At 66.5% G+C, this 14,745-nt stretch carries 12 protein-coding genes; 5 read left to right on the top strand and 7 right to left on the bottom strand.

Features of this window, described 5'->3' with window-relative positions; all coding sequences use genetic code 11:
• Window positions 1-231: 231 nt before the first annotated feature.
• Window positions 232-366, bottom strand: coding sequence for a hypothetical protein (locus ACZY0R_RS04430; RefSeq protein WP_488857302.1), 135 nt, complete (start codon window positions 364-366; stop codon window positions 232-234).
• On the opposite strand from ACZY0R_RS04430, the gene ACZY0R_RS04425 reads away from it, so the two are divergent.
• Complete coding sequence (locus tag ACZY0R_RS04425; RefSeq protein ID WP_488857301.1) at window positions 359-1,594, top strand: putative bifunctional diguanylate cyclase/phosphodiesterase; 1,236 nt, start codon at window positions 359-361, stop codon at window positions 1,592-1,594. The two genes, ACZY0R_RS04430 and ACZY0R_RS04425, sit on opposite strands and share 8 nt — an antisense overlap.
• A 342-nt stretch (window positions 1,595-1,936) precedes the next feature.
• Window positions 1,937-4,759: a DUF6600 domain-containing protein gene (locus tag ACZY0R_RS04420; protein WP_488857300.1), complete on the top strand. Its 2,823-nt coding sequence runs from the start codon at window positions 1,937-1,939 to the stop codon at window positions 4,757-4,759.
• Window positions 4,760-4,940: 181 nt separating this feature from the next.
• Here the strand turns inward: ACZY0R_RS04420 and ACZY0R_RS04415 are convergent, their stop codons facing one another.
• The 5 genes from ACZY0R_RS04415 to ACZY0R_RS04395 form a co-directional block, all read right to left on the bottom strand.
• On the bottom strand, window positions 4,941-6,113 hold the full coding sequence (locus ACZY0R_RS04415; protein ID WP_488857299.1) for an ABC transporter substrate-binding protein: 1,173 nt from the start codon (window positions 6,111-6,113) through the stop codon (window positions 4,941-4,943).
• 391 nt (window positions 6,114-6,504) lie between these two features.
• Window positions 6,505-7,212: an ABC transporter ATP-binding protein gene (locus ACZY0R_RS04410; protein WP_276289379.1), complete on the bottom strand. Its 708-nt coding sequence runs from the start codon at window positions 7,210-7,212 to the stop codon at window positions 6,505-6,507.
• Window positions 7,199-7,963 carry an ABC transporter ATP-binding protein gene (locus tag ACZY0R_RS04405; RefSeq protein ID WP_488857297.1) on the bottom strand — a complete coding sequence of 255 codons (765 nt, stop codon included), beginning with the start codon at window positions 7,961-7,963 and terminating at the stop codon, window positions 7,199-7,201. The genes ACZY0R_RS04410 and ACZY0R_RS04405 overlap by 14 nt, the downstream gene beginning before the upstream one ends.
• The gene (locus ACZY0R_RS04400) at window positions 7,956-9,011 is read right to left on the bottom strand and encodes a branched-chain amino acid ABC transporter permease (protein WP_488857296.1); all 1,056 of its coding nucleotides are present in this window, start codon (window positions 9,009-9,011) and stop codon (window positions 7,956-7,958) included. Before ACZY0R_RS04400 ends, ACZY0R_RS04405 begins: the two co-directional genes overlap by 8 nt.
• A gap of 10 nt (window positions 9,012-9,021) precedes the next feature.
• Window positions 9,022-9,885, bottom strand: coding sequence for a branched-chain amino acid ABC transporter permease (locus ACZY0R_RS04395; protein ID WP_035864592.1), 864 nt, complete (start codon window positions 9,883-9,885; stop codon window positions 9,022-9,024).
• 438 nt (window positions 9,886-10,323) lie between these two features.
• Here ACZY0R_RS04395 and ACZY0R_RS04390 point away from each other — a divergent pair, with 438 nt between their 5' ends.
• From ACZY0R_RS04390 to ACZY0R_RS04380, 3 genes are all read left to right on the top strand, one after another.
• The gene (locus ACZY0R_RS04390; RefSeq protein WP_488859500.1) at window positions 10,324-11,196 is read left to right on the top strand and encodes an IclR family transcriptional regulator; all 873 of its coding nucleotides are present in this window, start codon (window positions 10,324-10,326) and stop codon (window positions 11,194-11,196) included.
• Window positions 11,197-11,287: 91 nt separating this feature from the next.
• Window positions 11,288-12,100, top strand: a complete 813-nt coding sequence (locus ACZY0R_RS04385; RefSeq protein ID WP_488857295.1) for an SDR family oxidoreductase — start codon at window positions 11,288-11,290, stop codon at window positions 12,098-12,100.
• 143 nt (window positions 12,101-12,243) lie between these two features.
• Window positions 12,244-13,218, top strand: coding sequence for a Bug family tripartite tricarboxylate transporter substrate binding protein (locus ACZY0R_RS04380; RefSeq protein WP_045241206.1), 975 nt, complete (start codon window positions 12,244-12,246; stop codon window positions 13,216-13,218).
• A 104-nt stretch (window positions 13,219-13,322) separates the two neighbouring features.
• On the opposite strand, the gene ACZY0R_RS04375 is transcribed toward ACZY0R_RS04380, so the two are convergent.
• A complete protein-coding gene (locus ACZY0R_RS04375) occupies window positions 13,323-14,717 on the bottom strand; it encodes an MFS transporter (protein WP_488857294.1) in 1,395 nt (464 codons plus the stop codon).
• Window positions 14,718-14,745 lie beyond the last annotated feature (28 nt).

Raw genomic sequence — 14,745 nt, 5'->3', positions numbered from 1 at the left:
GCGGGCGGCCGGGCGCGGTGAAAATGGCGCGCGGACGCGGGTTAGAAGGCTGGCCGGAGCACCAGGGGTGCGTTATAGCGGGGTAGGGTACTGTAAGGCTTCTGCCATTTCAATGGCGCCCGCGGAAGGGAACGCCAAGGGCAATGGTATTTGTCCGGTCGCAACATATCACCATATTATGGTTTGACGCGGCTTGATTTTTTTCTGGTTTTCGTCACACTTGCCAAATAGTCAGATCGGACCGATGTCGATAATCACAAACAGGGCAGGCATGGTGGCCAGGTCAGAGGCGAGGGCCGGCGCGCCGTCGAACGCGGACCTCGATCCGTTGACCGGCGTAGCGTCGCGCCAGGCATTCTTGAACACGCTGGAAGGCCGCCTGCGCTCGGAGGCCACCCCGCGCTGCTCGCTATTGCTGCTCGGCATCGACGATTTTCGTGCTTTCAACGATATGCACGGCCATGCCGAGGGCGATGAAATCCTGCGCCGCGTGGCACGCCGCCTGCGCGACGCCTCGCCGCGCGACGCCATCCTGGGGCGGATCGGCGGCGACGAATTCGCCGTATTGCTCCCCTCCATCGCGGATCCCACCCTGGTGCGCCATGTCAGCGCGGCCATCCTCTCGCTCCAGTCGGAGCCCCACGAATACGGCAACCGGCGACACCATGTGCTGGCCAGCCTGGGCGCGTGCGTGATGCCGGCCGGCGGCGACAACGCCTCCGATGCGCTGGCATCGGCCAGCCTGGCGCTGGGCCGGGCCAAGCGCGACGGCGGCCGCACCATCCGCTTCTTCAAGCCGCAGATGCGCACCGACGTGACGACCCGCCTGTCGCTGGTGCAAGCCTTGCGCGATGCCTACGCGCAACGCCAGTTCGAACTGCTGTACCAGCCGCAGATCGACCTGCGCGATGGCCGCGTGGTGGGCGCCGAGGCGCTGATGCGCTGGCGCCATCCCACCCAGGGCCTGCTGACGCCGGCCAGCTTCATCGATGCGCTGGCGGCCAGCAGCGTGGCGGCGGACGTTGGCGTCTGGCTGCTGCACACCGCCTGCGCCCAGGCGCGCATGTGGTCGCTGGGGTTTCCCGATGCGCCGCGCGTCGCCATCAACCTGTTTGCGGCGCAGCTCAGCGAGAGCCGCCTGCTGACCGAAGTCCGCCACGTGCTGCGCGAGCTGGCCCTGGCGCCCGAGCGGCTAGAGCTGGAAATCACCGAGACCATCGCTCTGCAGCAGGGCGACGAGTTCTCCGGGCAGTTGCAGACCTTGCGCCGGGATGGCGTGACCCTGACCTGCGACGATTTCGGTACCGGCTACGCCTCGCTCAGTTTCCTCAAGTCGTTCCCGGTCGACCGCATCAAGATCGACCAGTCGTTTATCCGCAATGTCACCGAGAGCCCGGTCGACGCCGCCATCGTGCGCGCCATGGTGAACGTGGGCGGCAGCCTGGGCATCGGCGTGGTGGCCGAAGGCGTGGAAACCGTCGAGCAGCGGGATTTCCTTGCCGCGAACGGTTGCCATGAGGTGCAGGGCTACCTGTACGGCCGGCCCATGTCCGCCGACAAATTTACCGAATTCCTGCGGCAGTCGGCTCGCTGAGCCGGGCGGGCCGGGCCCGGACCACCATCACTGCTCCGCCTTTTCCCCGTTGATACCATGTGCCGGCTGCCCTGCACGGCCGCGCTTCCCGCCTGGTAATTTGTTTCCGGCTTTGTCCTGCTTCGTCCCGTTTCGTCCCGCCAGCCCTGGCTGCCCGACGTGGCGGGGGCCGTGGCGGGCGGCGCGCAGGCAAGCTGTGCCTCTCCCGCCTGTCCAGGACAGGGAAATATGTGCTTACAAAGTCAAGTCGGCTAGTCCGGCAGCCTGGCGTTAAGCGAAGTATGGTGATAGCAAGGGTGGCAGGTGTTGGCCCGCGCGCCCATTCTTACCAAGAGGTATCCCATGTTTTCCGACCGCAGGCCTGGCTCCCGCACGCGCGCCCTGCTCCTGGCCGCCAGTCTCGTTTTCATCACTTGGCAACTGCCGGCGCTGGCGCAGTCCGCCGATCCTTCCGACCGCATCGCCACCATCACCGATGCTGCCGGCAACCTGAGCTTTGCCCCGGCGGGTTCCGACGACTGGGCGCAGGCAGGCCTGAACCGGCCCATTACCACCGGCGACCGCCTTTGGGTCGACAACGGCGGCCAGGCCGAATTGCACGCCGGGTCCACGGCGATCCGGCTGGGCAGCGGCACCGCCGTGACCGTGCTCAACCTCGACGACAGCGCCACGCAGGTCAAGCTGACCCAGGGCACGCTGCAATTGCGCGTACGCGCGCTGCCGCCCGACCAGCCAGTCGAGATCGACACGCCCAACCTGGCTTTCGTGCCGGCCGAGCCCGGCGATTACCGCCTCGACGTGGCTCCTGACGGCAGCAACACGGTGGTCACCATGCACCACGGCTCCGCCGTGGTGTACGGCGACAACCGCTCGCTGCAAATGCGGCGCGGCGAGCAGATCCGCTTTGCCGGCACCGACCTGGCCGAGGCTGGCAGCGCCACCAATCCTCCCCTGGACGGCTTCGACCGCTGGACCATGGCGCGCGATGCGCGCGAGGACAGTTTGCCGTCGGCCCGTTACGTCGCGCCTGAAATGACTGGCTATGCCGCGCTTGACGACTATGGCGACTGGCAGGAAGACCCCGGCTATGGCGCGGTTTGGTTCCCCCGCGTGGTGGCGGCGGGCTGGGCGCCTTACAGCACGGGCTACTGGGCCTGGGTGGCACCGTGGGGGTGGAGCTGGTGCGACGATGCGCCCTGGGGCTTCGCCCCGTCCCACTACGGCCGCTGGGCCCGCATCGGCAACCGTTGGGGCTGGATGCCGGGCCCGCGGTCGGTACGGCCGGTCTACGCCCCCGCGGTGGTGGGCTTTATCGGCGAGGGCCACTGGCACGGACGTGGCCCGGGCGTAGCGTGGTACCCGCTGGGACCGCGCGAGGCCTACCGCCCGGTCTATGGCGCCAGCCCGGCGTATCTCAGCCGCATCAACCGCTTCGCTGGCAACAACGAGGCGTTCAATCGCCATGGCGGGGATGCCTTCATCAACCGGAATGTGCCGGGGGCGATCACAAACATGCCGTCGCGCGCTTTTGTACAGGGCCAGCGCGTGCCGCCCGGCGCGCGCGGCGTGGCATGGCGCAACCTTCCCCAGGGCGAGGCCAATGGCACGCCGCCGCTGGCGCCCGTCAAGGGCAGCCTGCATGGCGCGGCCCCGGCGCGCCCGGCGCCACCGGAAGCCGTGCAAAGCTTCGGGCGCCCGGCCATCGCGGCCCGCGTGCCGGGCCGCCCGGCCAGCGATGAGCTGGCCCAGCGCTTTGCCCGCTCCGGCGGCACCGTGCCCGGCGCCGGGCCGGCATGGCGTGGCGCCGGCAATGCGCCAGGCGGGAACCCGGCGGCCATCGCGCCCGTCAGGTTGAGCCAGGCCGCGCCTGTCTACCATGGCCGCAACGGGTCGGGCCAGATGCCCGGAGGGCAGGGAGCGCCGGGCGCCTACGGCGGCGGGAATCCAGGCACGCCGGCCTTCGGCCCACAACGCGCCGAAGGTGGCGCCCGCCCGCCCGCGCAGCAGGGCCTGGCCGGCGCCGAGCATGGCGGCCAGCCACCCGTGCAGGGCGGCGATCCGCGCGCGCGCGGCTGGACCACGCGTCCGGAACAGGCGCGCGGCTTGCCGCCGCAAGGGGGCCAGCCAGGATCGCAACTTCAGCAGGCACAGCAGGCACAGCAGGCACAGGCCCAGCAGGCCCAGCAGGCGCAACAGGCCCAGCAGTTCCAGCAACGCCAGGCCGAGCAACGGGCCGCCGCGCAGCAGAATGGCCGTACCCTGCAGACCGATCCGCAGGGGCCGGGCCGCCAGCAGCAAGAGCGGCAGATGGGAGACCAGCAGCGGGCGCAGCAGGCGATGCAACAGCAGCAGGAGATGCAGCGCCAGCAGCAGCAACGGCAGATCGGGGACCAGCAGCGCGGGCAGCAAGCGGTGCAACAGCAACAGGAGATGCAGCGCCAGCAGCAGGAACGGCAGATGGGAGACCAGCAGCGGGCGCAGCAGGCGATGCAACAGCAGCAGGAGATGCAGCGCCAGCAGCAAGAGCGGCAGATGGGTGAGCAGCAGCGTGCCCAGCAGGCGATGCAACAGCAGCAGGAGATGCAGCGCCAGCAGCAGCAACGGCAAATCGGTGAGCAGCAGCGCGCCCAGCAGGCAACGCAACAGCAGCAGGAGATGCAGCGCCAGCAGCAGCAACGGCAGATAGGTGAGCAGCAGCGCGCCCAGCAAGCGATGCAGCAGCAGCAGGAAATGCAGCGCCAGCAGCAGGAACGGCAGTTGGGCGACCAGCAGCGTGCCCAGCAGGCGATGCAACAGCAGCAGCAACGGCAGATGCAGGAACAGCAGCGCCAGCAGCAGGCAATACAGCAGCAGGCCATGCAGCGCCAGCAGCAGGAGCGGCAAATGCAGGAGCAGCAGCGGCAGCAGCAAGCCGTGCAGCGCCAGCAACAAGAGATGCAGCGGCAGCAACAGGAACAGCAACGCCAGCAGCAGGCAATACAACAGCAACAACAGCAACAGCAACAGCAACAACAGCAAGTCATGCAGCGGCAGCAGCAAGACCAGCAGCGCCAGCAGCAGGAGATGCAGCGCCAGCAGCAGGAGCATCAGCGCCAGCAGCAGGAACAGCAGCGGCGCCAGCAGGAGCTACAGCGTCAGCAGCAGCATGCGGCGGCGCAGTCGTAGCCAGTGCGGCAAGTGGCGATGCAGCAGCCTGATGCGCAAGGGGGAGCCGGCAGCCCGCGGCAGTACCGGACCTGAGGCACGCATCCGGTAGCGCAAAAAAACAAGCCCGCCACGGTACGCCGCGGCGGGCTCGCTGCCGGCGCCTGGCCCGCGCGCCGGTTCTCTCCTTTGCTTCGCGCGCTTACTTTGCCAGTTCCGACAGGCGCACCGGGGCGATCTTGCCGCCCTGCACCCAGCCGACCACGGTGTCGGCAACGGTGCCGCCCTTGGCGTCGAGGCTTTCGATCTCGTTGGGGTTGGCATCCTTGGCCAGCGTCTTCACCGCCTCCGGCATCCTGGCCCGGATCGCGGCTGCGTCGGAGGTGGTGCCCGCCAGCTTCATGGCGCCCGCCAGCGCGTACACCATGGTGTAGTTGAGCGACATCTCGGTGGTGGCGTCGCGGCCGTCGTGCAATTTCTTGTATTTGCTGTTGTAGGTCTGCGCCGCCGGGCGGGCGTCGTTCGCCAGCGGCATCACGCCGATCGATCCTTCCAGCATGGCCAGGCCGTTGGTGACTTTGGCCATCTCGTCGAGCTTGGCCTGGTCCATCACGATAAAGCCACCCTTGAAGCCCAGTTCGCGCGCCTGCTTGACCACCAGCGCGGTCGGCTCGGACGGGCCGCCGACAAACATCACATCGGGTTTGTCGGCCAGCACGCGCGACACGCCGCTGTAGAAGTCGGTGGCCTTGGTATAGGACATCGGGTTGTTGGCCACCACCTTGCCGCCGGCGCCTTCCCATGCCGGCACGAAGGCTTGCACCCAGGCTTTGGCGTAGTCGTGGTCGGCCGGCGCCAGCGCCACGTTCTTGCCGTAGCGCTTCATCTGCGCCTTGATGAAGGGGTCGATATAGCCGGTGTATGCCGGCGGGATGCGGATGGTCAGCTTGTTGCCGGCGTCGGTGATGCGCGGCACGCTGGAGTACGCCATCACCAGGAATTTCTCCTGCTCGTTGAAGGCTTGCAGGGCGAAGATGCCGCCGGAGTGCGGCACGAACACGGCAGGCGTCTTGTATTGCTGCACCAGGCGGCGCGCGTTGATGGCGGCTTCGGCGGGGGCGTATTTGTCGTCCAGCGAGACGACTTCCAGCTTGACCTTCTTGCCCTTGACCTCCAGGCCCGAGGCGTTGATTTCGTCCACTGCCATCTGGATGCCGGACAGGACGTTCTTGCCGTACAGGGCGGCGCCGCCGGACAGGGGGCCGGTGTAGCCGAGTTTTACGACTTCCTGGGCGAGGGCGGTGCCGGATGCCATCAGGGCGGCCACGGCGGTGGCGGCGAGGGGGAAGAAGCGGCGGATCGTTTTGGTCTGCATTTGGCTGTCTCCTGATGTGTTTGTATTGGGTCTGACTGGAACGTGGAACGGCTTAACTTCGAAGTCAAAGTCAACTTCAAAAGCTTAAAGTCAAAGGCGGTTTCACCCCCCCTGCGGGGGGCGACCTACTTTCTTGTCTTGCCAAGAAAGTAGGCAAAGAAGGCGCGCCGGATGGGGCGACACCCCCCTCGGGATCCGACGAAAAGAGCGGCCGGGACCCAAACTCGCATCGCCTTAAGGCGATACTCAAACATGGGCCCCTCTTTTCCGCTCTTTTCGCCGGATCCCGAGGCGCCCCATACGGCCTGGTACACCTTCACGGCTCGCTTCGCATCGCTTGAGGGGTGGCCCGTTTGGGCCACATGAGAAACTGTTCGGAAGGTGCCGGGCGCTATCCGCCGATGTACGCCTTCCGGATTCCTTCATCCTTTAGCAACGTGTCGCGGTCGCCTTCCATCACGATGCGGCCGCTTTCGATCACGTAGGCGCGGTGGGCGATGCCCAGCGCGGCGTAGGCGTTCTGTTCGGCCAGCAGCACCGTGGTGCCGGCGCGGTTGATGCGCTGGATCACCTCGAACATCTGCTTGACCACCAGCGGCGCAAGGCCAAGCGAGGGTTCATCGAGCAGCAGCGTGCGCGGCCGGCCCATCAGCGCGCGGCCGAGCGCCACCATCTGCTGCTGGCCGCCCGAGAGCGAGCCGGCCGGGTCGTCCTTTTTCTGCCGCAGGATGGGGAACATCTCGAATACTTCTTCCAGCGAGCGTTTGATGCCCGCCGGGTCGCGCCGGTGCACGTAGGCGCCCAGCGTCAGGTTCTTCTGTACGCTCATGGCGGGGAACAGCTTGCGGCCTTCCGGGCAATGCACCAGCCCGGCCTGCACGATTTGCGAGGGCTTCATGCCGGCAAGTTCGCGGCCGTCGAAGCGCATGCTGCCGCCATTGGTGCGCTGAATGCCGCTGAGCGCCAGGAAGATCGAGCTCTTGCCGGCGCCGTTGGCGCCCAGCAGCACCACCAGTTCGCCGGCGCTGGCGTTCAGCGTGATGTTGTCCAGGGCGCGGAAACTGCCATAGGAAAGCGAAACGCGTTCAAGCTGCAACATGGTCGGCTCCCAGGTAGGCTTCGATGACCTGCGGATCGCGCTGGATCTGCGCCGGCGTGCCTTCGGCGATTTTCTCGCCGTAGTTGAGCACCATGATCTTGTCGGCCAGCCGCATGATCATGTCCATCTTGTGTTCGATCAGGCAGACCGTCTTGCCGTGGCGGACCATCTTGCGGATCAGTTCGGCCAGGCCCACGGTCTCCTCCGGATTGACGCCGCCGGCGGGCTCGTCGAGCAGCAGCAGTTCGGCATCGGTGGCCAGCGCCAGCGCAAAGGCCACGCGCTTGCGTTCCTCCTGCGTGATGTCCGCGGCCACTTCATGCGCCAGGTGCGTGAGGCCGACGAAGTCCAGCGCCTCCTCCGCCTTGGCGCGGCACAGGCGTTCTTCCTCGCGCAGCCGGCGCGTGTTGAAGATCACGTCGGCAAGTCCCGAGTGCGTGCGCAGCCGGTGGCCCACGATCAGGTTGTCCAGCACGGTGGCCCGGTCGAACAGGTGCGTGGCCTGGAAGGTGCGTGCCACACCGAGCCGGGCGATCTGGTCGGCGCGCAGGCCGGCCACGTCCTGCCCCTTGAGCAGAATTTGCCCGGAGCTGGGCGCGTGGGTGCCGGCGATCAGGTTGAAGAAGGTGGTCTTGCCGGCGCCGTTAGGGCCGATGATGGCGTTGACATGGCCGGTCTCGAAGGTGATCGAAACATCGTGCACGGCGGTCAGCCCGCCGAATTTCTTGGTCAGGTTGCGAATCTCAAGCATGGTCGGCCCCTGCGTTGGCGGCATTTGCGGCGTTGGCATTCGGGTTGGCGACGACGGGCGCGCCGGCTGGTTGCGCGCGGCTCTTGCCGCCGCGCCGCGCGGCGGCGGCGCGGCGCGCCTGGCGTTTCGCCCACGAGCCCACGATGCCGTCCGGCACGAAGATGATCAGCAGGATCAGCACCGGCCCGAACACCAGCATGCGGTAGTCCTGCAGGAACTGCAGCGTCTGCGTGACCCACGGTACCAGCACCGCGCCCAGCAGCGGCCCCAGCAGCGTGCCGGTGCCGCCCACCAGCATCGCCATTACCATGTCGAAGGTGAGGTCGGTGCGCGCGATATCGGGTCCGAGAAAGCGCACCTGGCCCGCGTACAGCGCGCCGGCAAAGCCGGCATAGCCCACCGACAGCACGAAGGAAAGCACCTTGGTGCGCATCAGGTTGATGCCGAGCGCCTCGGCCAGCGCGTCGCTGTTGCGCACCGCCATGAAGCTGCGGCCCAGCAGCGAGGTCACGATGCGGTGCATCAGGAAAGTGCCCACCACCAGGAAGAACAGCACCAGGTAGTACTGCGCCTGCACGTTGTCGAATACCAGCGGCCCCACCGATGCCGGCACCGGGATGCCGATCAGGCCAACGGTGCCATGCGTGAGGCTTTCCCATTTTTCGATCAGCAGGTAGATGATGTAGCCGATGCACAGCGTGAAGATCGAGAAGTAATGCCCCTTCAGGCGCAGCGACACCACGCCGACAAGGTAGCCCACCGCCATGCACACCACGCCGGACAGCACGAACGCGCCCCAGAACGGCACCTGGTGGTCCACGGTGAGAATGCCCAGCGTATAGGCGCCGATCGCCATGAAGCCGCCGTGCGCCAGGTTGAGCTGGCCGGTATAGCCCGTGATCAGGTTCAGCCCCAGCGTGGCGATGGCGTAGATGAAGGCCAGCGTCATCACCGTCAGGTAGTAACTGTTGGGCGTAACCAGCGGGAACACGATGGCCAGCGCCAGCAATAGCGCCCAGCCGGTCTTGCCTTGCAATGCTTTGCTCATGGTGCGCTCCTTATGCGGCCTTGCTTGCAAACAGGCCTTGGGGCCGGATCGACAGGATGGCCACCAGCAGCACGAAGGCGATGATGTCCTTGTAGTCGGTCGAGACATAGAAGCCGCCGAAGCTCTCGGCCATGCCGATGATCAGCCCGCCGACGATGGCGCCGGGAATGCTGCCCATGCCGCCGAGGATGATGATGACGAAGGCCTTGGTGATGACCAGGTTGCCCATGCTCGGATAGACCAGGTTGATTGGCGCGTACAGCGTGGCGGCAATCGCGGCGAGCGCGCCGGAGATGGCGAACACCAGCAGCGTGACGCGGGTGGCGTCGATGCCGACCAGCGCCGCGCCTTCGCGGTTCTGCGCCATCGCCACGATGGTGGAGCCGGTCACGGTACGCGTCAGGAACAGGTGCAGCAGCACCATCAGCCCGAATGCCGCGGCGATGATCAGCAGTCGTTGCGCCGGCGCGGTCAGGCCCAGCACCTCGACCATCTGGCCGTACGGCGTGGGCATGCGATGGAAGTCCGCGCCCCACAGTGCCTGCGCCCCGGCCTCCAGGAACAGCATGATGCCGATGGCGGCGATCATGTCGTGCAGTTCGGGCGCGTTGCGCAGCGGATGGAACACCAGCCGGTCGGCCAGCATCGACAGCGCCGCCACCGCAATGGCGGCAGCGCCCATCGCCAGCCAGTAGTTCACGCCAAGCGACGTCATCATGTAGTACGAGACGTAGGCGCCTGCCATGTAGAAGGCGCCATGCGCGAAATTGGGCACGTGCAGGATGCCGTAGACCAGCGTCAGGCCCAGCGCCACCAGGCTGTACACGCCGCCCAGCGTCAGGCCGTTCAGGACTTGTTGGAGAAACAATGTCACGGGCTTACCTCATGCGACTTTTGCAAACACGAACGAAGGCACGCAAGCCGCGGCGCGGGCTGCGTGGAAGTGGCGGCGCCGCGCGCTAAAGTCGGGGCCGCTTGATCAAGCTGGGGCGGGAATCAGCCGTGAGGCGGTGCGGCTTGTTGAAAGGCGTGCTGCATGCGTTGTCTCCTGTGCGATGCGGAATGGCCTGCTCAGGCAGGCCCCGGGTGCCGGTGTCGTCGTGTACCGTGAAGCGTGCTACGCATGTCGCCGTAGTCACGTTCCAGCACGATCGTTCGTTTTCATTGACTGTTGCATACGGCCTGAGGCACAGTCAAGAAATACGGAATTGTCTTCCGCACAGCGAAATAGCCGGCGCGCCTCTGTCCGCAGCCTTTCATGGCGGCCACAGGCACGTTCTTCACCAGCCGTTGCCCAGCGTCCTCGCCACGTATGAAACGCACCTCGTCGATTCCGCATTCGCCCGCCGCCGCGCCGCTTGCTGCTGTCGCCGCCGTCGATGCGCAGCCCGTTGCGGCGGCGCAGGACACCGACCGAGACGACCGCAATTTTGTCACCGCGCTGGCGCGCGGGCTTGACCTGCTGCGCGCCTTCGGCCCGCACGACGATTACCTGGGCAATGCCGAACTGGCACGCCGCGCCGGCATTCCGCGTCCCACCGTCTCGCGCCTGACCTACACGCTCACCAGCCTGGGCTACCTGATCTATTCCGCCTCGCTGGAGAAGTACCGGCTCGGCCAGGGCGCGATGGTGCTCGGACAGCGCTACCTGGCCGGCTCGGGCATCCGCGAGATCGCGCAGCCGCTGATGCAGTCGCTTGCGTTTGCCACCGATTGCACGGTCGCGCTGGCGACATCGGACCGCCACGAGATGGTCTACCTCGAGGTATGCCAGCCGCGCGGCGCGCTGGTCATGCGGCTGGCGCCGGGCTCGCGCCTGCCCACCGCAACTTCCGCCATCGGGCGGGCCTGGCTCGCCGGGCTTGAGCCGGCGCGGCGCGCCGCCGTGATGGCTGACCTGGAGCGCCACTACGGGGCGCGCTGGCCAGCCATCCGCATCAAGCTCGAGCGTGCGCTGCGAGATTACGCCAGGCGTGGTTTCTGCCTGGCGCACGCCGAGTGGGACCGCACCGTGAGCGGCGCGGCGGCGCCGGTGGTGCTCGAAGGCGGCGCGGAAGTGCTGGCCATCAATATCGGCGGCGCGGCCACCCGGCTCACGCCGGAAATCCTCGACGGCAACCTGGGCCCGCGCATCCGCGAACTGGCGGATGCGCTGCAGGCTCGCTTGTGGCAGGGGCGCGGATAGCATCGCCACCACCGTCACGTATCGCATTCTCGCGGCCCAAGGGCCGCACATCTAGCTGGCAATGCAGACATAGCAAACAAAGGAGACAAAGATGGAGATTCGCAACAAGACCGTGGTGGTGACCGGCGCGGCGACCGGTATCGGACGCGCGCTGGCACTGGCCTTTGCCGCCGGCGGCGCGCGTGGCGTGGCCGTGGCCGACCTGGACGCCAGGGGCGCGCACGAGGTGGCCGCCGAACTGGCCAAGGCCAGCCCTGATTGCCAGGTGTTCGCGCAACAGGTCGACGTGGCCGATGCCGCCGCGGTGCAGGCGCTGGCCGACGAAGCCACGCAGCGCTTCGGCCAGATCGACGTGTTCTGCTCCAATGCCGGCATCATCCTGCGCAAGGGACTCGATGCCAGCGCCGAGGAGTGGCAGCGCATCTGGGAGATCAACGTCATGGCCCACATCCACGCCGCGCGCGCGGTGCTGCCGCAGATGCTGGCGCGTGGCGATGGCTATTTCGTCAACACCGTATCGGCCGCCGGGCTGCTGTCGCAGATCGGCTCGGCGCCGTATGCCGTGACCAAGCACGCCGCCATTGGCTTTGCCGAATGGCTGTCGATCACTTATGGCGATCGCGGCATCAAGGTCAGCTGCATCTGCCCGCAGGGCGTGCAGACGCGCATGCTGTTCGGCGAGGACGGCGAGCGCAAGGGCTTCCTGCAGGCGGGCTCGGTCACGCCCGAGCATGTGGCACAGGTCACGCTGGAAGGGGTGAAGGACGAACGCTTCCTCATCTTGCCGCATCCGGAAGTGCTCGAGTATTACCAGCGCAAGGGACAGGATTACGATCGGTGGCTAAAGGGAATGCGCCGCCTGCACGATAAAGTGATGGCGGAGTTCGGCGGCACGGTGGTGTGAGCGTGGCGTGAAGTCCGCGCCGTAGCATCATGCTGAGCCATCGCCGCCGCCGGACAGGGACAAATTGTCACGTCCGTCCGGCGGCGGCTTGCGGGACAAGCTCTGGTACCAAAAAAACAAATCCAGTCATCGGGAGACATACCATGCGCATCACCTCTTTCGCAGCGGCTGTGCTGGCCACCTGCGCCGCATTCGCCGTGCCATCGGCCCAGGCCGACACCTATCCCTCCAGGCCGATCCGGATGGTGGTGGGCTTCCCTAGCGGCGGCGCGCCCGACATCCTGGCGCGTATCTTCTCGGAAAAGATTTCCCCATCCTGGGGGCAACCGGTGGTGGTGGACAACAAGCCCGGCGCCGGCGGCAACATCGGCGCCGAAGCCGTGGCGCATGCCGCGCCCGATGGCTACACGCTGGCGCTCGGCACCGTGGGCACGCACTCCATCAACGGTGCGCTCTACAGCAAGATGCCATATGACATGGTCAAGGATTTCGCGCCGGTGATCCTGGTCGCGTCCACGCCGAACGTGCTGGTGGTCAACCCCTCCGTGCCGGCCAAGAATGTGGCCGAGCTGATCGCGCTGGCGAAGGCCAAGCCGGGCAGCCTTACCTTCGGCACGCCGGGTGTCGGCACCTCGCCGCACGTGGCGGGCGAAATGTTCAACTCGCTGGCCGGGGTGAAGCTCACCCATGTTCCCTATAAAGGCCGTGCCATGGCGATTCCTGATCTGCTCGGCGGCCATATCTCCATGATGTTCGACAACCTGCCTTCGGCGCTGCCGGTGATCAAGGAAGGCAAGGTGCGGGCGTTAGGTGTGACCAGTGCCAAGCGCTCGCCGTCGGCGCCGGATATTCCTACGCTGGCGGAGCAGGGGTTGCAGGGGTTTGACGCGGATTCGTGGTTTGCGATTTTCGCGCCGGCGAATACGCCTAAGGATGTGATTGCCAAGCTGAATGCCGAGTTGAATCGGATTTATCAGTTGCCGGATGTGCAGGCTAAGTTGAAGACGCTTGGGTTGGATCCTATTCTTGGGGCGCCGGAGAAGTTGGCGGCTTATCAAAAGGTGGAGATTGCTAAGTGGGCGAAGGTGGTGAAGGAGTCGGGGGCTAAGGCGGAGTGATTTTTTGGTGGGGTGGGGCTTAGAATCGGTGTTGGTTGTTGGACCCAACAACCAACACCGAATACAAAAAAACCACCCCCCCAAGCAATCGCCCAATTCAAAACTCAAAGATCCGCATCAACCGCCCCCCGCACCGGCGCCACAACCCCCCCACCCCCCCGCAACCGACTAAAACTAACCACCGCCCCAACCCCCGCAACAACCGCCGCCACAAAAAGCGCCACCCGCGCAGCGCCACCCTGATCGATGCTGAACAACAGCGCCAGCACGGCAGTCCCCGTAGTCTGCCCAAGCAACCGCGTAGTCGCCTGCGCACCGCTGGCGCCACCGCTGCGTGCGGGCGGCGTCGCCCCGATCATGGCCCGGTTGTTAGGCGACTGGAACAAACCGAAACCCAGCCCGCACATCGCCATGCGCCAGCACACGGCAAAGCTTGAAGCTTCCGGCCCGAGCAGTGCCAGCCCCACCAGCCCCGAGCCCAGCAACGTCAGCCCGATGCCAGCCAGAACGCTGGCGGGATACCGGTCGGACAAGCGCCCCGACAGCGGCGCCATGATGGCCACCATCAACGGCCACGGCGTGATCAGCAGCCCGGTTTCATGCAGCGAGCGGCCAAGCTGATATTCCAGGTAGAAGGGCAGTGCGACAAAGGACAGCATCTGCGCCATGAAGGAGCAGAAGGACGTACCCACCGCCAGCGTGAACGAGCGGCTGGCGAACAGGTCCACCGGCACCAGCGGCGCCGGCTTGCCGCGTTGCATGCGCACCAGCCACCAGCCCAGCGTGGCAGCCACCACCAGCGCGGCCGCCGCGGCAGGCCGCCAGGCGGCATGGCCTGCGCCGTCCACACCCAGGATGAACAAGGCGAACACCACGGCTGATAGCAGCGCGCTGCGATAGTCGAAGCCATGCGGCTGGGGCGGCGTCGCGGGCAGCGCCGTGCGCGCCAGAGCCAGTGCGAAGATCGCCACTGGCACATTGACGGCGAACAGCCACGGCCAGCTGGCGATGGACAGTATCAGCGCGCCCACCGACGGTCCCACGGCAATGGTGATGCCCACCACCAGCGCATTCAGGCCGATGCCGCGCCCGAGCTTGGTGGGCGGGTAGATAAAGCGCACCAGCGCCGTATTCACGCTCATGATGCCGGCCCCGCCGATGCCCTGTACCACCCGCGCGGCCACCAGCACCGGCAGGTTCGGCGAGAGCGCACACAACAGCGAACCCACCAGGAAGACCGCCAGGCCGGTGCGGTACACGCGCTTGTAGCCAAGGATGTCGCCTAGCGAGGACAGCGGCAGCAGGCACACCGTGACGGTGAGCTGGTAGGCGTTGACCACCCAGATGGTGCTGGATGGGTCCGACGCGAGCTCGCGCGAGATCGACGGCAGCGCTATATTGGCGATCGAGCCGTCGAGCACAGCCATGATGAGGCCGCAGAACACGGTGAGGATGGCCCAGGATCGTTGGGGATGGGGTAGGCCTTGATGTGGCTGCATGGGAGGAGGGCGGAGGCAGAGGAGAGGC

It is taken from the genome of Cupriavidus sp. F041, from assembly GCF_057814235.1.
This window is presented reverse-complemented; position numbering and strand designations above follow the sequence as displayed.

What these genes read in the sequence shown, in the direction of transcription:
- ACZY0R_RS04415 (WP_488857299.1), bottom strand. Translation starts at nt 6,113, where the DNA reads ATGCAGACCAAAACGATCCGCCGCTTCTTCCCCCTCGCCGCCACCGCC.
- ACZY0R_RS04400 (WP_488857296.1), bottom strand. Translation starts at nt 9,011, where the DNA reads ATGAGCAAAGCATTGCAAGGCAAGACCGGCTGGGCGCTATTGCTGGCG.
- ACZY0R_RS04405 (WP_488857297.1), bottom strand. Translation starts at nt 7,963, where the DNA reads ATGCTTGAGATTCGCAACCTGACCAAGAAATTCGGCGGGCTGACCGCC.
- ACZY0R_RS04375 (WP_488857294.1), bottom strand. Translation starts at nt 14,717, where the DNA reads ATGCAGCCACATCAAGGCCTACCCCATCCCCAACGATCCTGGGCCATC.
- ACZY0R_RS04390 (WP_488859500.1), top strand. Translation starts at nt 10,324, where the DNA reads ATGAAACGCACCTCGTCGATTCCGCATTCGCCCGCCGCCGCGCCGCTT.
- ACZY0R_RS04380 (WP_045241206.1), top strand. Translation starts at nt 12,244, where the DNA reads ATGCGCATCACCTCTTTCGCAGCGGCTGTGCTGGCCACCTGCGCCGCA.
- ACZY0R_RS04410 (WP_276289379.1), bottom strand. Translation starts at nt 7,212, where the DNA reads ATGTTGCAGCTTGAACGCGTTTCGCTTTCCTATGGCAGTTTCCGCGCC.
- ACZY0R_RS04420 (WP_488857300.1), top strand. Translation starts at nt 1,937, where the DNA reads ATGTTTTCCGACCGCAGGCCTGGCTCCCGCACGCGCGCCCTGCTCCTG.
- ACZY0R_RS04385 (WP_488857295.1), top strand. Translation starts at nt 11,288, where the DNA reads ATGGAGATTCGCAACAAGACCGTGGTGGTGACCGGCGCGGCGACCGGT.